Here is a 19,165-nt window from a genome sequence, read left to right as displayed (position 1 = left end):
GGTATGAACGATGTCGCGTTCGGAGAGGATGCCGCTCACGCCGTCCTGGTCGTCGAGCACCACGATCGCGCCGATGCCGCGCTGCTGCAGCTCCTTGGCGGCGGATGCCAGGGTCGCGTCGGGCTTCATGGTGACGACGTTGCGGCCCTTGGTCTTGAGAATCATCTCGACATTCATGGCGGCCCTCCGGTCGGGTTCAGGACGAGTGGGGCAGTCCATTCACTGAGCGATTCCGGGGCCTGCGCCAAAGCGTAGGGATCCCGTCTCCTATTATGTGGGTCTGCGCCCGCGCATGTGAAGGGCGCATCATGGTGCGAATCGGCCCAACCCTTGCCGATGCTGTAGCAAGGGCGTGGCGAGGGCGTTCACCGGGCATAGGTTAACGTCCCGAATGTCGGGCGATTACAGTGGCTAGGGCCTCTTGCCCGTAGCCCCGCGCCGTCAGATCGGCGGGCGCTTCTCGGCCCAGGGCTGCACCCGCTCGAGCGCGGCGCCGATCTGCAGCACGATGTCGTCGCGCCAGCGTGGGCCGACAATCTGCATGCCCACCGGCAGTCCGTCCTTGGTCCAGCCCGCCGGCACCGACAAAACCGGGCAGGGCGCGATCATGTTGAACTGGCCGGTGATGTCGAGCCCGTGATACCGGCCGTCGCCCCAATCCGCGTAGTATTTGTTGTCGTCCTCGTCGACCGGCGGCGCATCGCGCGACATGGTCGGGCAGAGGAACGCGTCATACTTCTGCAGGATCGGGTAGAACCCCTTCCACTGCTCGCTGCGCTCGATCTCGATGCGCTTGTAGTGCGTGGCCGGCATCTTGTTGCCGGCCTCGATCAGCGCGACCACATGCGGATCCATCTTGTCGCGGAACTTCTCCAGATAGTCGCCGAAATAGGCGGCCATGAAGACCTCCCACAGTTCGGTCCAGGCCTGGGCCAGGCGCCGGTCCCACGGCACGGAGACCTCCTCGACGATGGCGCCCGCCTTTTGCAGGGCCTTGACCGAATTCATCACCAGCCGCTCGACCTCGGGATCGATCGCATAGATCGCCAGATCGAGATCCAGGGCCAGCCGCATGCCTTCGACCGATCGCGTGAAGGGACTGTCGAGGTCGATCGGCGTATCGATCGACTGGATGTCGCGATCGTCGGGTCCCTGGGTGACTTTCAGGAACAGCCTCGCATCCTCGATGGTGCGGGCCAGCGGTCCGAAATGGGAGATGTTGTCGAAGACGCTCGGCAGCAGATTCTGCGAGATGCGCCCGAGGCTGGGTTTCAGGCCCACGATGCCGCACCAAGCGGCAGGGATGCGCACCGAGCCGCCCATGTCGGTGCCTTCCGCCAGCGGCACGCAGCCCGACGCGACGGCAGCGCCCGACCCGCCGGAACTGCCGCCCGGGGTGCGCTCCGGGTTCCAGGGATTGCGGGTGATGCCCCAGAGGGGGCTCTCGGTAAAGCTCGAATAGGCAAACTCGGGCGTGGTGGTCTTGCCGACCATGATGGCGCCGGCCGCCTCCAGCTTGTCGACCACGGTCGCGTTCCAGTCGGGGACCCAGTTCTCGAAGCAATAGGAGCCCAGGGTCGTGCGCTTGCCCTTGGTCGGGGTCAGATCCTTGATCGCGATCGGTACGCCATGGAGCGGCCCCAGCTTGTCGCCGCGCTTGACCGCGCGCTCGGCCTGCTTCGCCTTCTCGATCGCTTCGTCGGGATAGGTGAAGCAGAAGCAGTTGAGCTTGGGATTGACCTCGGCGATGCGCGCCAGGCTGTTCTCGACGACGCGGATGGGAGAGAGCCTTCCTTCGCGGATGCGGCGAGCCATTTCCGTCGCGGGCATATAACAAAGATCGAGATCGGCCATCGGTGCGGTTCCCCTGATCGTGAAAGCGGCCCGAGCCTATGACGGCGCCCGCGAATTGCCAAGGCAGGCGGGGGCCACCTATAGTTTACCGGCAATATCGGGAATGGCGGCGGGGGAGATCATGAGCGCCGACGGCAAGGGTCACGGCCACAATCACGACCACGACGCGGAAGAGAAGGGCCTGGCGCTGCGCGTCAAGACGCTGGAGACGCTGCTGGTCGAGAAGGGCCTGGTCGATCCGGCAGCCCTCGATCGCTTCGTCGAGGAATATGAGACCCGCATCGGGCCGAAGAACGGTGCGCGCGTCGTCGCCCGCGCCTGGACCGATCCCGCCTTCAAGCAGCGCCTGTTGACCAACGCCACGGCCGCGATCGGCGAACTGGGCCTGAGCGGCCTGCAGGGCGAGAACATGGTCGCGGTCGAGAACACGGGATCCGTCCATAACGTGATCGTTTGCACGCTCTGCTCCTGCTATCCCTGGCCGGTGCTGGGGCTGCCGCCGGCCTGGTACAAGAGCGCCGCCTATCGCTCGCGCGTGGTCAAGGAGCCGCGCGGCGTGCTCAAGGAATTCGGGCTCGAGATTCCCTCGGGCACCGAGGTCCGCGTCTGGGATTCGAGCGCCGAGATCCGCTACATGGTGGTGCCGCGGCGTCCTGCCGGCACGGATGCTCTTTCCGAGGCCGCGCTGGCCGCGCTCGTGACGCGCGACGGCATGGTCGGCACGGCGCCGGTCTAGGAGCGGAACCATGGACGGCATTCATGACATGGGCGGGATGGACGGCTTCGGCCGGGTCGAGCGCGAGGCGAACGAGCCCGTGTTCCATGCCGATTGGGAGCGGCGCATGCTGGCGCTCTCGATGGCCGTGCCGTTCGCCGTGCCCTACAGCGACGATCATCTGCGCCGCGAGGTCGAGCGGATCCCGCCCGACGAGTATCTGCGCACGTCCTACTACGAAAAATGGCTGATCGCGCTGGAAGTGCTGCTGAAGGAACGCGGGATCATCCCGGGCGGCACGCCGACGGTGCCGGTCACGCCCGGCGCCCCGATCAAGGCGGAGGCGGTGGCGGACGCGATCAAGGGCGGTTTCCCCACGCGGCGCGACGACAAGGAAGCGACGGCGCGCTTCGCCGTCGGCGCCAGGGTCCGTGCGCGCAACATCCATCCGAAGAATCACACGCGCCTGCCGCGCTATGTGCGCGGGCATGAGGGCGTGATCCACACCGATCTCGGCGTGTTCGGTTTCCCCGATTGGAACTCGGAAGGCAAAGGCCACAAGCCGCAGCATTGTTATACCGTGCGCTTCTCGCAGCAGACTTTGTGGGGCCGCGAGGCGCCGGCCGGCGACAGCCTCTATGTCGATCTCTGGGAAGACTATCTGGAGCCGGCATGAGCGCCGCGCCCGATCTCAAATCGCTGCTGGCCTCGCTGCCCGGCGACGACGAGGGCCCGCGCTTCACCGCACCCTGGCAGGCGAGGGTCTTCGCGCTGGTGGTGGCGCTGGCCGAGCAGGGCCGCTTCCCCTGGCCCGAATTCCAACGCCGCCTGATCGAGGAGGTCGCGCGCGAGGGTGACGATCCGGAGCACTACTACGAATGCTGGCTGGCGGCGGCGGAGCGGCTGGTGAGGGAGTTGGAGCTGGCCGCGTGAGGGACTCTTCTACTGTCCCCTCCCCCGCTTTGCGGGGGAGGGTAAGGGAGGGGGCTGCTCGGTATCGCGACTTCCCCCTTCCTGACCCGCAAAGCGGGGGGAGGGACAAAGCGAGAGTGTCGGCTAAAGGTCAGAATATGACGAACCCGTGCTGCGCCGTCGTTCAGTTCCGGACAGGATTAATCAGGCCAAATGCGATGAGTACCCACGCATGATCCAGCTCACCGACGAACAGCGCCGCCGCTTCGCCGAGGATGGGTTCCTCATCCTCGATCGCTTCGTCGAGCCCGAGCAGGTCGCGCGCGTGGTGGAGCGGTTCGAGCCTTTGTTCCGCGGCCAGTTCGAGACCGGGCTCTATCCCGACGAATGGAACTGGCGCGAGGGCCGCGACCCGGCCGATCGCACCCGGCAGATCTGCAATGGCTGGAAGTCCGATCGCGTCTTCGCGAGTCTGGTCTTGCGCGCCGAGGTGGGGCGGTTTTGCGCCGAGCTCGCCGGCTGGCCCGGCGCGCGCGTGGTGCAGGACAATGTCATCTGGAAGCCGTCCGGCGCCAAGCCGCTGGGCTTTCACCAGGACAACAGCTATGCGGACTGGATCGATCCGCCCTTCATGCTGACCTGCTGGATGGCGCTCGACGCCACCTCGGCCGCGGGCGGCACCATCGAATATGTGCGCGGCTCGCACAAATGGCCGGTCTCGCCACCGATCGGGCAGTTCCATGCGCCCGACGATTATCGGCGCGAGCTGCGGGAGGCCGCGGCCTCGGTCGGAATCAAGTCGCTCGACATCGTGCCCATCGAGGTGCCGCCCGGCGGCTGCGCCTTCCATCATGGCGGCACCTGGCACGGCTCCGACACCAACCGCGCGGCCAAGCCGCGGCGCTCGGCCGTCACCCACTGCATGTCGTCGGAAGCCAGGTTCGACGCGGAGAGCGTCAGCTACATCTATAACCGCTACAAGCGCGTCGGCGATCTTGCCATGGATGAGAGCTTCTTCCCGATCCTGTGGCGCCAGGACGGCTATCGCACGCCCTGGCTCGACGGCTATATGGCCGGGGGAACGAGCGCCAAAGCCGCGCAGTAGATTGGCGCTTCAGGAATCCTGATCGACCAGCGCCAAGCGGGCCACGATGCTGTCGGGCGCGAGGATCGTGCCCGGCGCCAGCACCGCATTGGCGCCGATGCGGCTGCGATCGCCGACCAGTGCGCCGAACTTCTCGACGCCGGTCAGGCCACGACCGCGCTTCGTGACGAAACGGATCTCCTTGTCGGTCCGTTCGTTGCGGTGATTAGCGATGACGGCGCCCGCCTCGATATTAACTCCCGAGCCGATGATCGAATCGCCGACGAAACTCAGATGTGCGATCTTGGCACCCTTGAGCAGGATCGAGGATTTGATCTCGACCGAAGGACCGATCGTTACCCCCTCGGCCAGGAACACACCGCCGCGCAGATAGGCGAAGGCGGCCACGAAGCAAGCCGGGCCGATGATGCAGGGCGGTTTGATCACCGACTGAGACTCGATCGTCGCCTGCCGATGGATCGCGATCTCGCCTTCGATCCGATAGTCTGGCCCCACATCTGCCTGGCACGTCCGTAAGATCGTGAGGATATGCGACGTCAGAGACCAGGGCGACTCATAGGCCGCGGCGGCCGGAAGCAGCCGAAACAGGTCCGCGACATAATCGGGCAAGTCATTGCGTCGGGAAGCGCTCACCAGATCGTCTACCGGCCCCCGGCGTCTCAATGATGGGCATGGTGGTGCAGGATCTCGTCGGCGATGCCGGTCTCGTAAGCGAGACCTTCGGCGGTGATGGTGGCCGATTGCGGGAAGTTGGTCTTGGCCAGCCCTTTGCGCTCCAGCACGGTCCAGACCGCCTGGTTGTTGAGGCCGGTGGCATCGCTGGCGCGCACCGTCGCCTCGCCCAGATGGAAATGATCGCCATGGGCATGGGGGAGCGCCGTGATGGTGCGCTCGCCCTCGGTCTCGCCCGGCTTGCTGTAATCCTCGAGCTTGGCCAGGGCCTGCAGCAGGACGAGGGTCTTGAGCTGAAGCGCGTTCAGGCCCAGCGGATTCTTCTTCGGCGGCATGTCGGGTCGGTCCCTAAGGTTGGCGACGGGTTGTGTCGGTTTATTCGCGGAAATTCACATATTGCAGTGGCTGCTCGAGCTTGAGGCTTTTCACCAGCTGGATCGCCTCCTGCAGATCGTCGCGCTTCTTGCCGGTGACCCGGAGCTCGTCGCCCTGGATCGAGGCCTGGACCTTCATCTTGCTGTCCTTCAGCGCCTTCACGATCTTCTTGGCCAGCGTCTGGTCGATGCCCTGCTTGACGTTGACCAGCTGGCGCATGGCATTGCCGGTGGCCTTTTCCGGATCCTTGAATTCGAGGCAGGCGGCATCGAGCTTGCGCCGGGTGATATGGCCCTTCAGCAGCTCCTGCATCTGCTTCAGCTTGAGATCGTCGTCGGCGAAGATCGTGATTACGTTCTCCTTGCGCTCGACGGTCGATTTCGAGCCCTTGAAGTCGAAGCGCGTCGTGATCTCGCGGGTCATGCCGTTGAGGGCATTGTCGACCTCGGCGATCTCGGTCTTGGAGACGATGTCGAAGGAGGGCATAGGTCCTTATTCGATCCGGTTCAGGCGTCGGCCGGCAGAGCGCGTTCGATGCGCGGTAGCCAGACGCCGAGGGTGAGGCCGCGCAGGGCGACGAAGATCGTCATAGACAACCACAGGCCGTTGTTGCCCCACAAGGGGACCAGAATCCACAGGGCGATCAGCTCGCCCAGCAGCGCCAGGAGCATGCCGTTGCGCATTTCCCGGCTGCGGGTGGCGCCGATGAAGATCCCATCGAGCTGGAAGCACCAGACCGACAGCAAGGGCATGGCGACCATCCAGGGCAGATAGGTTTTGGCGGTGCTCTGGACCAGCCCGTTGACGCTGTAAAGCTCGATCAGCCAGGGGCCCAGCAGCGCCAGAACCAATGACGCGCCGCCCGCCAGGATTAAGGCCCAGAGCGTCGTGTCCCGGATCGCCTCTCGATATTGCCGACGGCTGCCGGCCCCGGTCGCGACGCCGACCAGGGTCTGGGCGGTATGGGCGAAGCCGTCGAGCCCGTAGGAGACGAAGGCGAAGAAATTCATCAGGATCGCATTCGCGGCCAGGGTCTCGTCGCCGAGCCGGGCGCCGATCGCGGTGAAGAGGGCCACCGCGAAGACCAGCGACAGCGTGCGGATGAAGACATTGCCATTGACGCTGAGGAGCGCCGTCATGCGCTCGCGCGCGAAGAGCCGGGCCCGCGCCGACCACCAGGGGAAACGATGGCCGAGGCGGAAGGCGAGGCCGAGCCCTACCGCCAGGGCTGCATATTCGGCGATGACCGACGCCGTTGCCACGCCGGCCACGCCCCAGCCGAAGCCCAGCACGAACAGCAGGTCGAGCAGGATGTTGATCGAATTGAGGACCAGCTCCACCAGCAGCACCAGGCCGGTGCGCTGGCGCCCCAGCAGCCAGCCCAGCAGCGCATAGACGCCGAGCGTTGCCGGCGCACTCCAGACCCGGATCGTGAAATAGAGGTGAGCCTGGGCCTCGACCGCGGGGCTGCCGCGCAGCAACGAGAAGGCCAGCAGGCCCGCCGGTGCCTGCAGCAGCAGGATGGCGAAGCCGAGGGCGAAGGCCAGGATCAGGCTGCGGTCGAGGGCGGCACCGGTTTCGATCGCGTCGCCGGCCCCTTGCGCCTGGGCGGTGAAGCCCGAGGTCGCCATGCGCAGGAAACCGAAACCCCAATAGAGGAAGTCGAAGATCATCGCGCCGACCGCGACGCCGCCGATATAGGCGGCATCGGGCAGCCGCCCCACCACGGCGGTATCGACCGCGCCCAAGAGCGGCACGGAAAGCCCGGAGAGGATGATCGGCGCCGCCAGCCGCCAGACGCGACGATGGCGCCCGGTGCTGTGGCCGGTGGTGTCGGCACGGGAAAGAGACATGACGCTTCCGCGGGGGACCGAGCGAAGAGCAGGCCGACTATAGCGGGGGCGGTGTTGGTGTCGAAGCGTTGTGTTTCTTTCTGATCCCCTCCCCTTCGTGGGGGAGGGCAGGGAGGGGGCTGACTCGGTCTTCGCGACAAGCGCATCAGCGTGCTGCTCTGGGTTGACGCCGGCGCTACCCCCTCCCTAATCCTCCCCCACGAGGGGGGAGGGGATTCTGTCTTCTTTCTTCTCCGTTTCGCCCTGACGCGACAATTTGCGATCCGCGCACGTCATCACCCCCGCGTCCATTTTCCCTGCCGACAGTCCGCGGCGGCTTGGGTAGGATCACCGCCATTCGCCCCAGCCCTCGCGGGATCTCCCGGCTCTCCGGGAACTCGCGGATATCGTCGGAGTTTCTGAGCCATGTCATTGCGGCGGCCTTATCTGATGTTCCTCGGGACCGCGCCCGATCAGCTCGCGGCCAAGACCGCCCAGGGCATCGTGCATTGGCGTCCGGACTGGTGCCTGGGGCAGCTGCGCCTGCCCGGCTGCAAGGCCGATCTCGGCCTCAAGGACATGACGATCGCCGAGGCCGAGAAGGCGGGGATCAAGACCGTCATCGTCGGCGTCGCCAATCGCGGTGGCCTGCTGGACGAAAGCTGGATCCCGGTGCTGGTCGAGGCGCTCGAGCGCGGCATGGATCTGGCGAGCGGGCTGCATAAGCGGCTCGCCGACGTGCCGGCGCTCAAGGCCGCCGCCGACAAGCTCGGCCGCGAGCTCGCCGATGTGCGCCATCCGACCCGCGATTTCGCCGTCGGCACCGGCAAGAAGCGCCGCGGCAAGCGGCTGCTCGCGGTCGGCACCGATTGCTCGATCGGCAAGATGTACACGACCCTGGCGCTCGAGAAGGAAATGAAGCGCCGCAACCTCAAGGCCGATTTCCGCGCCACCGGTCAGACCGGGATCTTCATCGCCGGCGACGGCGTCTCGATCGACGCGGTGGTCTCGGATTTCGTTTCCGGTGCCGTCGAATGGCTCTCGCCCGACAATGATGCCGATCATTGGGATCTGATCGAAGGCCAGGGCTCGCTGTTCCATGCCTCCTATGCCGGCGTGTCGCTGGGGCTACTGCATGGCGCCCAGCCCGATGCGCTGGTGATGTGCCATGAGCCGACCCGCGCCCATATGCGGGGCCTGCCGCATTACAAGCTGCCTGACCTCCAGACCTGCATCGACGCCAACCTCGCGGCGGCGAAACTGACCAACCCGCATGTCAAGCTGGTCGGATTCTCGATCAACACCTCGGCGCTCGACGCGGCCGCGGCCGACAGCTATCTCAAGGAAATCGCGGCGAAGTTCTCGCTGCCGGCGGTCGATCCCTTGCGCACCGGCGTGGGTGCCCTCGTCGACCAGCTCAGCGCCTGAGCTTCATGGCCAAACTCGAAACCGTGGTCGAAACCTGGCCGCTGGCCGGGCGTTTCACCATCTCGCGCGGCTCGAAGACCGAGGCGCGCGTGGTCGTGGCGATGATCCAGGACGGCGAGCATGCGGGCCGGGGCGAATGCGTGCCCTATGCGCGCTATGGCGAGAGCCTCGAGAGCGTGGTCGCCGAGATCGACGCGCAGCGCTGGACCCTCGAACGCGATCCCGATCGCGGCGCACTGCAGCGGGGCATGAAGCCCGGTGCCGCGCGCAACGCGCTCGATTGCGCGCTGTGGGATCTGGAAGCCAAGCGTACGGGGCGGCGCGTCTGGGATCTGGCAAGCCTGCCGGCGCCCCACGCGCTCGAGACCGCCTATACGCTCTCGCTCGGCAGCGTCGAGGAGATGGGGGCCGCGGCACGGGCCGCCGCGGCGCGGCCCTTGCTGAAGTTGAAGCTGTCGGGGCCCGGCGATTTCGAGCGCGTGCGCGCGGTGCGCGAGGGCGCGCCCCAGGCGCGGCTCGTCGTCGATGCGAACGAGGCCTGGACGCCGGCGATCTTCACCGAGCTCAGCCCGAAGCTGCGCGAGTTGAATGTCGAACTGATCGAGCAGCCCTTGCCGGCGGGCGCCGATGACGAATTGGCGAATCTGCCCCATCCGGTGCCGGTCTGCGCCGACGAATCCTGTCATGACCGGGCGAGCCTCGCCGGGCTCGCGAAGAAATACGAGGCCGTCAACATCAAGCTCGACAAGGCCGGGGGCCTGACCGAGGCGCTGGCGCTGGCCGCGGCCGCGCGCGAAGCAGGGCTCGCGATCATGGTCGGCTGCATGGTCGGCACCTCGCTCTCCATGGCGCCGGCCCTCCTGGTGGGGCAGGAGGCGCGTTGGGTCGATCTCGACGGGCCGCTGCTGCTGGCGAAGGACCGCGTGCCGGGCCTGGACTATCATGGCAGCCTGGTGTCGCCGCCCGCGGCGGCGCTCTGGGGCTGAGATCGGCGAAGACAGGAAGGGAATGAGCATGAGCATGACAATCGCGCAGGCCGCGCGGAAGCCGGCCCGGGCCGGGTTGCGGCTGGCGGCGCCCTTTCTGCTGGTCTTCCTCGCCGCTTGCGCCACCTCGGAGCCGGCACCGGCACCGGTACCTGCGCCGACGCTCCCGCCACCGCAGAGCTGCCCAGAAAATCTCTCCGCGGCCAAGGCCAAGCTGGTCACGCCCTACGATCAGCTCGCGGCCTTCATCGGCCCGGCCGAGCTGGAGCGGACTTTCACCAAGCCGGTCGACGAGATGATCGCGGCGGGCGGCGGCTTCGAGCATTCGATCGCATCGGGCGAGCGCTATGTGCGGGAATACAAGAACATCCTCGCCGACGAGCAGGCCACGCGCGACGAGTATCACGCGATGGGCAAGGACGATGCCTGGATCGATCTCTATCTCAACTCGGTCCGGGATGGCGTCACCATCAACCAGACCTTCGTCGACGCCGCCCGCTGCAAACAGGCGCAAGCGCAGGCGCAGCAGCAACAGAATTGAGCGACGCCCCAATTCTTTCCTCTCCATCCGCATAGCGGGGGAGAGGGTAGGGTGAGGGGGCGAAGGTTCACCCTCACCCAGCTCCGAGTAAGTCTCCGCTTCGCTCCGACTAACTCTTCGCAACCCTCTCTCTCATAAGATGAGGGAGAGGAAAGAATGGAAGGTGTGAATCAGCTCATCGTCCCCGCGCGATCTTCTCGATCGCCTGAGCGAAGCGATCCACCTCCGCTTCGCTGTTGTAGTAATGCACCGAGGCGCGGAGCAGCTCGGGGAGCTTGCGGGCGAGCGCGTCGAGCAGCGTCGATGACGGGCCCGAGGCCGAGATGTTGATCTGCTGCCGGCGCAAGGCCGCCACGATCTCGCGCGATTCATGGCCAGCCATCGTGAAGCTGACGATGCCGCAGCGCTGCCGGCCCAGATCGCGCAAGGTGACGCCGGGAATGGCGCCGAGGCGCGTCCGCAGCATGTCGGCCAGAGAGACCAGCCGGGCCGCGATCGCATGCAGGCCCCAGCCCAGCGCATAGTCGACTGCGGCGCCGAGCCCGAGCTGGCCCGCGATATAGCTCTCCCAATTCTCGAAACGCCGCGCATCGGGCCGGAGCTCGTAGCGATCCGGCGCCACCCAGGTGGCCCCCTGGAGATCGATGAAGGGCGGTTCCAGCTGCTGGAGCAGCGCGCGACGCACATAGAGGAAACCGGTGCCGCGGGGCCCGCGCAGATATTTGCGGCCCGTGGCCGAGAGCATGTCGCAGCCGATCGCATCCACATCGATCGCCAGCTGCCCGATCGACTGGCAGGCATCGAGCAAATACGGGATCTTGTGGGCGCGCGCGACTTTGCCGATCGCCGCCGCGGGATTGACCAGCCCGCCATTGGTCGGCACATGGGTGACGGCGATGAGCTTGACCGAAGGCGCGATCATCCGCTCCAGCGCCGTGACGGAGAACACGCCCTCCTCGTCGCTCGGGACCACCGCCACCTCGACGCCGCGTGCATGGGCGACTTGGAGGAAGCTGATATAGTTGCTCGCATACTCGGCTTCGCCGGTGAGGATGCGGTCGCCAGCCTGGAGCTGCAGCGAATGGAAGGCGAGCTGCCAGGCGACCGTGGCGTTCTCGACCAGCGCCACCTCGTCGCGATGACAATTCAGGAAGGTCGCGATCGAGTCATAGACGCGCTGATGGCGCTCGGCCGCGGTCGCTGCCGCTTCATAGCCGCCGATCTCGGCCTCGAGATGGAGATGCTTGATGACGGTCTCGAGCACGGGCGCCGGCATCAGCCCCGCGCCCGCATTGTTGAAATGAAGCAGGCGTGCGGTCGCCGGCGTATCGGCCCGGGCCCTGGCGAGATCGATCGACATGACGGGACGCTAGGACGAAGCGCGGGTCCGTTCAAGATCGGGCGGCCGATGAAGCGAGGCACAAATTCTTCCGCATGCCCTTCGCCTCTCTGACTTATCCCCTCCCCCCTCGAGGGGGAGGTTAGGGTGGGGGGTATTCGTAGGGCGCGGTTAGTATCGGCGTGGCTCCGATCTGCTAAAGACGCGGAGCGATCGAGAGAACGGAGAAGAACTTTGTCAAAACGAGTCCGGCATCCACCCCAGCCTCCCCCTCAAGGGGGGGAGGGGAAGAAAGGGAAGAGCAGGACGAAAAGCGCGTCAGTCGCTTACTCGTTGAAGGCCGCGACCAGCGCCGCGACCGGGCCCGCATGGCGGAAGGCCAAATTCTCGATGCGGCCTTCCTTGGCGGCGACGAGTTCGTCGCGCACGTCCGCGCGCTGATTCTTCTGCTCCTGGCGCCAGGCCGCGAACACCTTGGAGCGGTAGACCGCGAAATAGGCAGGGGTCCGGGAATGGTAGCTGCCGACCGCCTTGATCCAGGAATGCAGCTCGTCCTTCAGCGCCTTCAGGAACTGTGCCGCATAGGCGACGTTCTGGGCCGGATCGAAGGCGTCCTCGACGCTGTCGAAGGCATCGGCGTGGTACATGAGATTGACCTGCATGCAGCCGACATCGATGCTTTTCACGCCGCGCTTGCGCAGCTTCTTCACCTCGGCGATCGCCGCGGCCTTGGTCGGCAAATAGCGCCCTTGTCCCTCGGCCATGACGGTCCAGGGCCAGGCAATTCTTGCCGTGCCCTCGGGCGAGGTGCGGCCGGATTCGATCTTGGAAATGGCATGGAGCAGGAGGCTCGGGATCTGCTCGGCCGCCTCGACCTTGCTGATCTCGGTCGAGCAGAGCTTCCAATCGTCAGACGGCAGGCCGGCCGTGTCGGCGGGGCTGTCAGGCGCGGTTTCGGCCGCGGTATCGGGGGCGGTGGGGGCCTGGCTGGCCGCGGCGGGACGCGCCAGCAGCGCCAGGGCGAGCATCAGGCTCAGCGCAACGGCGCTTCTCCAGGCTGTCCGGCGGTCGGCGGTGGGCGTTTTCATCGCTCTCCTCGGTCGTCGGTTTCGACGGGCCCTTCGGGGCTTCGCCGAAAAGAGAGCAAGATCTATGCCAGAAATGGGTTTCCAGCCCGTCAACGGGCCCGAAAGCCGGCTTTCAAACCCCGGGAAGAAAGCATTTCTGTTGCATCGCACAATCAATTCTAAGTGTGCGTCGGAACGTCGCATCTATTGGGAAATCAACATATTATTTTCACAATTCGACCATTGATTTCGGAACACCAAGGGGTCATATGTTGCGTTGCGAGATAAGGCTGTCCTGTCCCCCTGACAGCGCCTTTTCTCGCATGAACGCCTCATGGGCGTTTCCTCCCAGAACTTGGGCCGTGCCAACAGCACGGCCCTTTTTTTTGGCCGAGGCCCGGCTTGGCTAGCCAGCCGGGGGAGCCCTCGGACCGCCGGCATCTGCCGGGCCAGCCAGGTCACGCCAAGCTCGATGACCCGGTCGAGATGGCCCCGGAAGCCATGGGCGGCCCCGGGAATGACCTCCAGCCGCGATCCTGCCGGCAGATGCGCCATGCCCTGCCGCGCGAGCGCCAGCAACTGCCGCTCCTCCTCGTCGCCATCGCCATGGATGACGAGGACCGGACAGCGCAGCCGCCCCAACAGCGTCGGCTGATCGAGCGCCGCGAAATCCGCCAGCATCTGCCGGTCGATTACGATCCGGCCGCGCGACCGCCCCTCATGGACGATCGTCATGCGGCCGGTTTGCGCCAGCTCCGTCATCGGCGCGGCCGGGAAATAGTCTTCCCAGCGATAAGGGACGGGTCCGGTGCCGCCGCCCGTCAGCACCAGGGTCGCGATCCCCGCCGTGTCGGCCTGCAGACAGATCCGGCCGCCGAGGCTGTTGCCCCACAAAGCGAGGCGAACGAACCCCCGCGTCCGCATGAGCGCGATCGCGCATTGCAGATCGTCGACCTGCTTGGCCGCGGTCAGGCTGTCGTCGTCGCTCTCGCCGCAGCCGCTGAAATCGAAGGCGAGGGCGCTGTAGCCCGCCCGGTTCAAGGCGCGCGCGATCTTCGGAAAACGCCCATCCGAGTGGCGATCGTTCATGAAGCCATGCGCCATGATGACGGCGGCATCGCCGGCGGCGGGATAGAGATCGCCCACCAGGGTCAGATCGCGGGAATTCCTGAAGGTCAGCCGCTCCATGAGGATCGGCCGCGTCAGCGCACCGGCGGGGTGTCGTCGCCTTCGCCCAGCGCCAGCTGCATGATCACGCCATCGACCCAGCGGCCGAGCTTGAAGCCCACCGCGCGCAACACCGCCTGGCGGCTGAAGCCGAGGCTCTCATGCATATGGATCGAGGCGCTGTTGGCGGAATCGCCGATCACCGCCACCATCTGGCGCATGCCCAGTGCTGTCGCGCGGCGGATGACCTCGCGCATGGCGGCGCGGCCGAAGCCCTGGCCGACGGCGTCGGGTGCGACATAGACCGAATCCTCGACCGTGAAGCGATAGGCCGAGCGCGGGCGGAAGCTGTTGCAATAGGCATAGCCCTTGACCATGCCGTCGCGCTCCGCCGCGATATAGGGAAAGCCCCGCGCCTGGATCTCCTCGCGTCGCCGGTTCATCTCGTCCAGGTTCGGCGGCACCTCCTCGAAGGTGGCGAAGCTATGCAGCACGTGATGGGCATAGATCGCCTGCAGCACGGGCATGTCCTCAGGGCGCGCATCGCGCACCAGGATCGAGGAGGCGGGCGCCGTCTCGATACCGCTCATGCCGCGAAGGCCGTCCGTTCGAGCTGGGCGAGCTGCTCGATCAGCCGGCCGATCGCGCGCTGCAGGGCGGCGAAGCCGGGCCGCCGCTCGTAATTGGCCTCGTTCATATAGAGCGCGCGATTGACCTCGATCTGCAGCGTATGGACGCCCTCGGCGGGGCGCCCGTAATGCTGGGTCACATAGCCGCCGGCATAGGGCGCGTTGCGTTCGACGCGAAAGCCGTCGGCCTGGAAGATGGCCTCGACGCGATCGGTGAGCGCCGGGGCGCAGGAGCGGCCATGACAGTCGCCCAGCACGAAATCGAGCCGCCGGTCGCCGGCGTCGCGCTCCATCGGTCCGCCGATCGACGGCATCGAATGGCAATCGATCAACAGAACGTGACCGAAGCGCCGGCGCGAGGAGGCCAGCAATTCCTCGAGAGCCGCGTGATAGGGGCGCCAATAGCGGTCGAGCCGGGCCTCGGCCTCCGCCAGCGACAATTTCCGCGCGTAGATCTCTTCGCCGCTCGCCACCACCCGCGCGATGCTGCCCAGACCGGCCGCGACCCGCGGCGAGTTGACATTGGCGTTGGCGGGGAGGGGGTCGGAGAACATCGCCGGATCGAGCTCGAGGGCTTCGCGATTGGGATCGACGAAGACGCGCGGGAAGAGCGCGCGCAGCAGCGGCGCGCCATGCTCCGGTGCGGCTGCGAACAGCTCGTCCACGTAAGAGTCCTCGGAGCGGCGCAAGGTCAGCGGGTCGAGCCGCGACTGGGCGAGGAACTCCGCTGGATAGTCGCGACCGCTATGCGGCGACGAGAACACCAGCGGCACGGCCGGCGCGACCGGCGCCACGATGTCAATCACAGCCTCGCCGGACTTCCGATGGGCGGGAAGCGGGGCGGCCGGCTTGGCGCTCGCGGGTGCGGATTTCATAGACTGTGATTTAGTCGAAAAATCCGTCGCCTGCCATGGTTTGCATCGGGCCTTGCCGGTGTCGTGAAGGAGCGGCCCGGTCGCGCACCCCGCCGTCGGAAGCGCCCTTCCTGCCAGGAATGCGGGCCGGACCCTGCCGGAGCTACCCCTCGCCCTCGCCAAGATTTGCTGCTGAGCCAATCTGCCGCAATCGCCGAAAGCTGACGCAATCGCCCGAAAAGGAGCACAGCTCAAGGGGTTGGCCTCTCGTGATCGGGATATGCTAACCATTGCTTCAGGCTTGGCACCTATCCTGGACAACCCCGATCACGGGGGTTGGAGTTCCAATGGCGCGCATTCTATTGGCCGAAGATGACGATTCGCTGCGCGAGTTTCTCGCGAAGGCCCTGCGTCGTGCGGGTCATTGGGTCGAGGCTGCACCCGATGGCAGCGAGGCGGAATCGAAGCTCGACGGCAATGTGTTCGACCTGCTGCTGGCCGACGTGGTCATGCCCGGCATCGACGGCATCGAGCTGGCGCGCCGCGCCTCGGCGCGCGATCCCGAACTGAAGGTGCTGTTCATCACCGGCTTCGCCGCCGTGGCCCTGCGCCAGCGCGACGGGCTCCCGGGCGCGCCCCGCGTCCTTTCCAAGCCGTTCCATCTGCGCGATCTGGTGGCCGAGGTCGATTCGATTCTTGCTGCTTGAGGCCTTGCGGCCTCGGGGGCCTCGCCGCCTGAGGCCGTTCGCGGCCTCCTCCCCGGGACTTGCCAAGCGGCCCCGCGGGATGGTAATGCCACGCCTCTTTTCCGGGGTCGGACCTCGATCCCGTCGGACCGCACAGGCGAAAGCCTTCGGCCCGGACGGCTCCGGACAGTGAATGGGCGCGTAGCTCAGCGGGAGAGCACTACCTTGACATGGTAGGGGTCACAGGTTCAATCCCTGTCGCGCCCACCACTTCCCTCCGAAATCTTCATCTACCGTAAGCACGTCATGGCGCGTTCGCGATCCTGCGCCGACGATGGCTATGTCCGCAGCGCCGCGACGACGGCCGCGATGGCGCTGACAAGAGCCAAGGCGATGACCGTGATCCACCGAAGGGTCTGCTGACGGGCAGCGCGCCGATCGCGAAACGCGAGCCAATCCCGGACGAACCCGGCCGGCATATCGAACAGGACTGCCCGCTCGTCGGCGTGGTGCGCCTCATGATCGGCGAATATCGCCCGCACATTGTTCAGGCCGAGCCGCTCCAACTCGCAATGCCACTGCCAGGCATGCTCGCCGTTCGTCCATCTGTTCTCGAAAGGAAGGTGGTGCGCTTTCATCTCGGACCTCCGCCAGAGCGCATGAGGTCGGTTGCACAGGCGCCGGACGCTTCGACGGGCTCGATGCGCGGATCGGGTCCTGACGCCAAGAGGAACAGCCCGATCCGACCGCGATCGCTCATGGCGGCGCCTGCGGTTCGATGCGGCCAGCGCGACGCTCCGTCACCCGCTCCTCCGCGGCCGAGGCGGCGTCCTGCACGACGTGGCGGGTGCAACCCGCCATCCGGCCGCGGGTTCAGGAGAAACTTCCACGCCGGCGACGGAAATCGCGATCCGTCGAGGGGGGAAGCCGGTTGGGGATTTCATCCCCACGAGGGCAAACGGTAGGACTCGGCACGGCAGAGAGTCAACGGCACCTCATGACAGGCCAGATTGCCTGCCGCCGTTGACGGTCATGCTTTGTTGAGCCCGCACCGCGCCCCCAATATTTGGCGAGGCCGCGTTCGAAGCCTACCCGGCTTGCAGCAAGGCCACGCCACCTTGGCCGCCGTCGGTGCAGATGCTGACGATGGCCCGTTCGCCCGCCGGATGCTGCGCCAGTTCCTTGACGGCCTGGCTCAGGATCCGCGCGCCGGTGGCACCGAAGGGATGGCCGATGGCGACGCTGCCGCCATTGGGATTCAAGCGTTCGCGCGGGAAGCTGCCGAACTTGGCGTCGATGCCCGCTTTGGTCTTGAGAAACTCGGGGCTCTCGAGTGCCTTGAGATGGAACAACAGCTGGGCCGCGAAGGCCTCGTGGATCTCCCAGAGATGGATATCGGCATAGGTGAGGCCGTGGCGTGCGAGCAGCCGTGGGATGGCGAAGGCCGGCGCCATCAACAATCCCTCGACCCGGAAATCGACTGAGGTGATCTCCCAGTCGATCAGTCTGGCCTTGGGCGTGCCGGCCGGCAATTTCGCGAGACCCTTTTCCGAGGCGACCCAGAGGCCCGCGGCGCCATCGGTGAGCGGCGAGGAGTTGCCGGCGGTGAGGCTGCCCTTGCCGCTGGTCCGGTCGAAGGCGGGCGAGAGTCGGGCGAGCTTCTCGAGCGAGGTCTCCTTGCGCGGGATGGTGTCGCGTTTCACCGCGCCCACCGGAATCACGAGATCGTCGAAGAAGCCGCGCTCCCAGCCGGCGACCGAGCGCTTATGGCTTTCCAGCGCCCATTGATCCTGCTCGGCGCGGCCGATCTGCCAGTCCTTGGCGGTGATCTCGGTATGCTCGCCCATGCTCAGGCCGGTGGTGCGGTTGGCGATGCCCGGGATATAGAGCCGCACATCGCCGAGCTTGATGTCGCCCAGATGCGAGATCTTCTGGCCCAGCGAGCGCGCCTGCTGGAACTGGCGCATCCAGTCCGAGAGCTTCTGGCCGAGGCCGAATTGGATGCGGCTGAGGCTGTCGACGCCGCCCACCAGCGCCAGGTTGCGGGCCTGGCCGTCGATCATGCCTGCGGCCTCGAAGGCGCCGATCATACTGGTGGCGCAGGCCATGACGGTCGAGAAGGCGGGGATGGTCGGCGGCAGGCCCGCATCCATCAGCACCTCGCGCGCGAGATTGCTCCAGGTCAGGTTCGGCACGACGGCGCCCCAGACGGTGAAGTCCGGCAAGGCACCGCCGAGCTGAGCGACCATATGTTTGACCACGGGAACAGAGAGCTCGATCGCATCGAGCGAGGCGAGCGCGCCATCGACCTTGGAGAAAGGCGTGCGAACGCCGGCGGCAAGCCAGACATCGGGGCTGGAAGAGCTGCGCATGATCTTTCCCATGGGTCAGGAGAAAAGAAGGGAAGGGGGATTCGGAGGCGAAGGCTGGCGCCGTGGCGGCCTATTGTCCATAGCGTTCGGTGCGGATGAGGGCGGGCGCGATTCCCGCCGCGATCGCCGCGTCCGCGGCCGCCGAGACGAAGGGATTGGCGCCGCAGACGAAGACCCGCGATGGCAATGACGGCAATCGCTTCAGGAGATCCCCCATCATGGCGTCGTCGACGCGGCGCGCGAAATCGCCCTCCCGCCGAGGCTGGTCACGCGTCAGCGCCAGCGATAGAACGAAACCGTCGCGCCGGTCATGAAGCGCCTGCCGCCCCCTGTCCCGCTCAGGGTCCTTGCGCCTCGGCGCGAGAGACGAAGGGGGGCATCGATTCAATGCCCGCCGCCACCGCTGCCGACGCTGGTCTTCTTCAGGAAGAGGATGGTGAGCAGCGCCAGCACCAGGATAGCACCCTGCAGATAGAAGGCGTCGCTATAGCCCATGATCGAGGCTTCCTGATGCACGTCGCGGCCGATGGCAACGACGGCATTCTGCCAGGCGACCGCGCGATCGGAAATGCCGTGGGCGAGGAAATACCGGGTCAGATCTGCGAGGCGCTGGCGTGTCGCAGTGTCGAAC

At 66.3% G+C, this 19,165-nt stretch carries 22 protein-coding genes, 1 tRNA gene and 1 pseudogene; 9 read left to right on the top strand and 15 right to left on the bottom strand.

Annotated elements, in window-relative coordinates; all coding sequences use genetic code 11:
- Both ACREE8_RS07695 and ACREE8_RS07690 read right to left on the bottom strand, forming a co-directional pair.
- On the bottom strand, positions 1-165 hold a 165-nt coding region (locus ACREE8_RS07695), incomplete at its 3' end, for a CBS domain-containing protein (protein WP_431572397.1).
- A 276-nt stretch (positions 166-441) separates the two neighbouring features.
- Positions 442-1,854, bottom strand: a complete 1,413-nt coding sequence (locus ACREE8_RS07690; RefSeq protein ID WP_431572396.1) for an amidase — start codon at positions 1,852-1,854, stop codon at positions 442-444.
- Positions 1,855-1,975: 121 nt separating this feature from the next.
- Here ACREE8_RS07690 and nthA point away from each other — a divergent pair, with 121 nt between their 5' ends.
- The 4 genes from nthA to ACREE8_RS07670 all read left to right on the top strand — a co-directional run bounded on the left by nthA (position 1,976) and on the right by ACREE8_RS07670 (position 4,586).
- The gene (gene nthA / locus ACREE8_RS07685; RefSeq protein WP_431572395.1) at positions 1,976-2,590 is read left to right on the top strand and encodes a nitrile hydratase subunit alpha; all 615 of its coding nucleotides are present in this window, start codon (positions 1,976-1,978) and stop codon (positions 2,588-2,590) included.
- A gap of 10 nt (positions 2,591-2,600) precedes the next feature.
- Positions 2,601-3,245 carry a nitrile hydratase subunit beta gene (gene nthB / locus ACREE8_RS07680; protein ID WP_431572394.1) on the top strand — a complete coding sequence of 215 codons (645 nt, stop codon included), beginning with the start codon at positions 2,601-2,603 and terminating at the stop codon, positions 3,243-3,245.
- Complete coding sequence (locus ACREE8_RS07675; protein WP_431572393.1) at positions 3,242-3,502, top strand: nitrile hydratase accessory protein; 261 nt, start codon at positions 3,242-3,244, stop codon at positions 3,500-3,502. Before nthB ends, ACREE8_RS07675 begins: the two co-directional genes overlap by 4 nt.
- A gap of 211 nt (positions 3,503-3,713) precedes the next feature.
- The gene (locus ACREE8_RS07670) at positions 3,714-4,586 is read left to right on the top strand and encodes a phytanoyl-CoA dioxygenase family protein (RefSeq protein ID WP_431572392.1); all 873 of its coding nucleotides are present in this window, start codon (positions 3,714-3,716) and stop codon (positions 4,584-4,586) included.
- Between the two features lie 9 nt (positions 4,587-4,595).
- Here the strand turns inward: ACREE8_RS07670 and ACREE8_RS07665 are convergent, their stop codons facing one another.
- The 4 genes from ACREE8_RS07665 to ACREE8_RS07650 all read right to left on the bottom strand — a co-directional run bounded on the left by ACREE8_RS07665 (position 4,596) and on the right by ACREE8_RS07650 (position 7,486).
- A complete protein-coding gene (locus tag ACREE8_RS07665; protein WP_431572391.1) occupies positions 4,596-5,081 on the bottom strand; it encodes a hypothetical protein in 486 nt (161 codons plus the stop codon).
- Positions 5,082-5,245: 164 nt separating this feature from the next.
- Positions 5,246-5,593 (bottom strand): hypothetical protein, encoded by a 348-nt coding sequence (locus ACREE8_RS07660; RefSeq protein WP_431572390.1) that lies wholly within the window; start codon positions 5,591-5,593, stop codon positions 5,246-5,248.
- Positions 5,594-5,633: 40 nt separating this feature from the next.
- Entirely contained in the window at positions 5,634-6,119 is a 486-nt protein-coding gene (locus ACREE8_RS07655) for a YajQ family cyclic di-GMP-binding protein (RefSeq protein WP_151179045.1), read from the bottom strand.
- Positions 6,120-6,139: 20 nt separating this feature from the next.
- Positions 6,140-7,486 carry an MATE family efflux transporter gene (locus ACREE8_RS07650; protein WP_431572389.1) on the bottom strand — a complete coding sequence of 449 codons (1,347 nt, stop codon included), beginning with the start codon at positions 7,484-7,486 and terminating at the stop codon, positions 6,140-6,142.
- 405 nt (positions 7,487-7,891) lie between these two features.
- Between ACREE8_RS07650 and dgcN the strand changes: the two genes are divergently transcribed.
- The 3 genes from dgcN to ACREE8_RS07635 are packed head-to-tail and all read left to right on the top strand — an operon-like array spanning position 7,892 to position 10,420.
- Positions 7,892-8,893 carry an N-acetyltransferase DgcN gene (dgcN, locus tag ACREE8_RS07645; protein ID WP_431572388.1) on the top strand — a complete coding sequence of 334 codons (1,002 nt, stop codon included), beginning with the start codon at positions 7,892-7,894 and terminating at the stop codon, positions 8,891-8,893.
- A 5-nt stretch (positions 8,894-8,898) separates the two neighbouring features.
- The gene (gene dgcA / locus ACREE8_RS07640) at positions 8,899-9,879 is read left to right on the top strand and encodes an N-acetyl-D-Glu racemase DgcA (protein ID WP_431572387.1); all 981 of its coding nucleotides are present in this window, start codon (positions 8,899-8,901) and stop codon (positions 9,877-9,879) included.
- A 28-nt stretch (positions 9,880-9,907) separates the two neighbouring features.
- Positions 9,908-10,420: a hypothetical protein gene (locus ACREE8_RS07635; protein WP_431572386.1), complete on the top strand. Its 513-nt coding sequence runs from the start codon at positions 9,908-9,910 to the stop codon at positions 10,418-10,420.
- Between the two features lie 175 nt (positions 10,421-10,595).
- Here ACREE8_RS07635 and ACREE8_RS07630 read toward each other — a convergent pair whose 3' ends face one another.
- The 5 genes from ACREE8_RS07630 to ACREE8_RS07610 form a co-directional block, all read right to left on the bottom strand.
- Positions 10,596-11,780 carry an aminotransferase class V-fold PLP-dependent enzyme gene (locus tag ACREE8_RS07630; RefSeq protein WP_431572385.1) on the bottom strand — a complete coding sequence of 395 codons (1,185 nt, stop codon included), beginning with the start codon at positions 11,778-11,780 and terminating at the stop codon, positions 10,596-10,598.
- A gap of 305 nt (positions 11,781-12,085) precedes the next feature.
- On the bottom strand, positions 12,086-12,847 hold the full coding sequence (locus ACREE8_RS07625) for a lytic transglycosylase domain-containing protein (protein WP_431572384.1): 762 nt from the start codon (positions 12,845-12,847) through the stop codon (positions 12,086-12,088).
- Between the two features lie 183 nt (positions 12,848-13,030).
- The gene (locus ACREE8_RS07620) at positions 13,031-14,014 is read right to left on the bottom strand and encodes an alpha/beta hydrolase (RefSeq protein ID WP_431572383.1); all 984 of its coding nucleotides are present in this window, start codon (positions 14,012-14,014) and stop codon (positions 13,031-13,033) included.
- Between the two features lie 14 nt (positions 14,015-14,028).
- Positions 14,029-14,583 (bottom strand): N-acetyltransferase family protein, encoded by a 555-nt coding sequence (locus tag ACREE8_RS07615; protein WP_431572382.1) that lies wholly within the window; start codon positions 14,581-14,583, stop codon positions 14,029-14,031.
- Positions 14,580-15,428 (bottom strand): N-formylglutamate amidohydrolase, encoded by an 849-nt coding sequence (locus ACREE8_RS07610; RefSeq protein WP_431572381.1) that lies wholly within the window; start codon positions 15,426-15,428, stop codon positions 14,580-14,582. Before ACREE8_RS07610 ends, ACREE8_RS07615 begins: the two co-directional genes overlap by 4 nt.
- Before the next feature lie 395 nt (positions 15,429-15,823).
- On the opposite strand from ACREE8_RS07610, the gene ACREE8_RS07605 reads away from it, so the two are divergent.
- Both ACREE8_RS07605 and ACREE8_RS07600 read left to right on the top strand, forming a co-directional pair.
- Positions 15,824-16,183 carry a response regulator gene (locus ACREE8_RS07605; RefSeq protein WP_151179037.1) on the top strand — a complete coding sequence of 120 codons (360 nt, stop codon included), beginning with the start codon at positions 15,824-15,826 and terminating at the stop codon, positions 16,181-16,183.
- Positions 16,184-16,357: 174 nt separating this feature from the next.
- Positions 16,358-16,432: transfer RNA gene (locus ACREE8_RS07600), tRNA-Val, on the top strand.
- A gap of 68 nt (positions 16,433-16,500) precedes the next feature.
- On the opposite strand, the gene ACREE8_RS07595 is transcribed toward ACREE8_RS07600, so the two are convergent.
- The 4 genes and pseudogenes from ACREE8_RS07595 to ACREE8_RS07580 form a co-directional block, all read right to left on the bottom strand.
- On the bottom strand, positions 16,501-16,800 hold the full coding sequence (locus ACREE8_RS07595; protein WP_431572380.1) for a hypothetical protein: 300 nt from the start codon (positions 16,798-16,800) through the stop codon (positions 16,501-16,503).
- 450 nt (positions 16,801-17,250) lie between these two features.
- Positions 17,251-18,534, bottom strand: a complete 1,284-nt coding sequence (locus ACREE8_RS07590) for an acetyl-CoA C-acyltransferase (RefSeq protein WP_431572379.1) — start codon at positions 18,532-18,534, stop codon at positions 17,251-17,253.
- Positions 18,535-18,604: 70 nt separating this feature from the next.
- Positions 18,605-18,754: a hypothetical protein gene (locus tag ACREE8_RS07585; protein ID WP_431572378.1), complete on the bottom strand. Its 150-nt coding sequence runs from the start codon at positions 18,752-18,754 to the stop codon at positions 18,605-18,607.
- A 164-nt stretch (positions 18,755-18,918) separates the two neighbouring features.
- Positions 18,919-19,165: pseudogene (locus tag ACREE8_RS07580) on the bottom strand (EmrB/QacA family drug resistance transporter); the annotation flags it as partial.

Origin of the sequence: Hypericibacter sp., from assembly GCF_050729195.1 — a bacterium.
GTDB lineage: Bacteria > Pseudomonadota > Alphaproteobacteria > Dongiales > Dongiaceae > Hypericibacter.
Note: the sequence above shows the minus strand (reverse complement) of the source record. Positions and strands in the feature narration are given on the sequence as shown.

Coding starts and splice junctions, on each gene's coding strand:
- ACREE8_RS07670 (WP_431572392.1), top strand. CDS start 3,714: ATGATCCAGCTCACCGACGAACAGCGCCGCCGCTTCGCCGAGGATGGG.
- dgcN (WP_431572388.1), top strand. CDS start 7,892: ATGTCATTGCGGCGGCCTTATCTGATGTTCCTCGGGACCGCGCCCGAT.
- ACREE8_RS07625 (WP_431572384.1), bottom strand. CDS start 12,847: ATGAAAACGCCCACCGCCGACCGCCGGACAGCCTGGAGAAGCGCCGTT.
- nthA (WP_431572395.1), top strand. CDS start 1,976: ATGAGCGCCGACGGCAAGGGTCACGGCCACAATCACGACCACGACGCG.
- ACREE8_RS07585 (WP_431572378.1), bottom strand. CDS start 18,754: ATGATGGGGGATCTCCTGAAGCGATTGCCGTCATTGCCATCGCGGGTC.
- ACREE8_RS07615 (WP_431572382.1), bottom strand. CDS start 14,583: ATGAGCGGTATCGAGACGGCGCCCGCCTCCTCGATCCTGGTGCGCGAT.
- ACREE8_RS07590 (WP_431572379.1), bottom strand. CDS start 18,534: ATGCGCAGCTCTTCCAGCCCCGATGTCTGGCTTGCCGCCGGCGTTCGC.
- ACREE8_RS07595 (WP_431572380.1), bottom strand. CDS start 16,800: ATGAAAGCGCACCACCTTCCTTTCGAGAACAGATGGACGAACGGCGAG.
- ACREE8_RS07650 (WP_431572389.1), bottom strand. CDS start 7,486: ATGTCTCTTTCCCGTGCCGACACCACCGGCCACAGCACCGGGCGCCAT.
- nthB (WP_431572394.1), top strand. CDS start 2,601: ATGGACGGCATTCATGACATGGGCGGGATGGACGGCTTCGGCCGGGTC.
- ACREE8_RS07690 (WP_431572396.1), bottom strand. CDS start 1,854: ATGGCCGATCTCGATCTTTGTTATATGCCCGCGACGGAAATGGCTCGC.
- ACREE8_RS07660 (WP_431572390.1), bottom strand. CDS start 5,593: ATGCCGCCGAAGAAGAATCCGCTGGGCCTGAACGCGCTTCAGCTCAAG.
- ACREE8_RS07605 (WP_151179037.1), top strand. CDS start 15,824: ATGGCGCGCATTCTATTGGCCGAAGATGACGATTCGCTGCGCGAGTTT.
- ACREE8_RS07630 (WP_431572385.1), bottom strand. CDS start 11,780: ATGTCGATCGATCTCGCCAGGGCCCGGGCCGATACGCCGGCGACCGCA.
- dgcA (WP_431572387.1), top strand. CDS start 8,899: ATGGCCAAACTCGAAACCGTGGTCGAAACCTGGCCGCTGGCCGGGCGT.
- ACREE8_RS07655 (WP_151179045.1), bottom strand. CDS start 6,119: ATGCCCTCCTTCGACATCGTCTCCAAGACCGAGATCGCCGAGGTCGAC.
- ACREE8_RS07635 (WP_431572386.1), top strand. CDS start 9,908: ATGAGCATGACAATCGCGCAGGCCGCGCGGAAGCCGGCCCGGGCCGGG.
- ACREE8_RS07620 (WP_431572383.1), bottom strand. CDS start 14,014: ATGGAGCGGCTGACCTTCAGGAATTCCCGCGATCTGACCCTGGTGGGC.
- ACREE8_RS07675 (WP_431572393.1), top strand. CDS start 3,242: ATGAGCGCCGCGCCCGATCTCAAATCGCTGCTGGCCTCGCTGCCCGGC.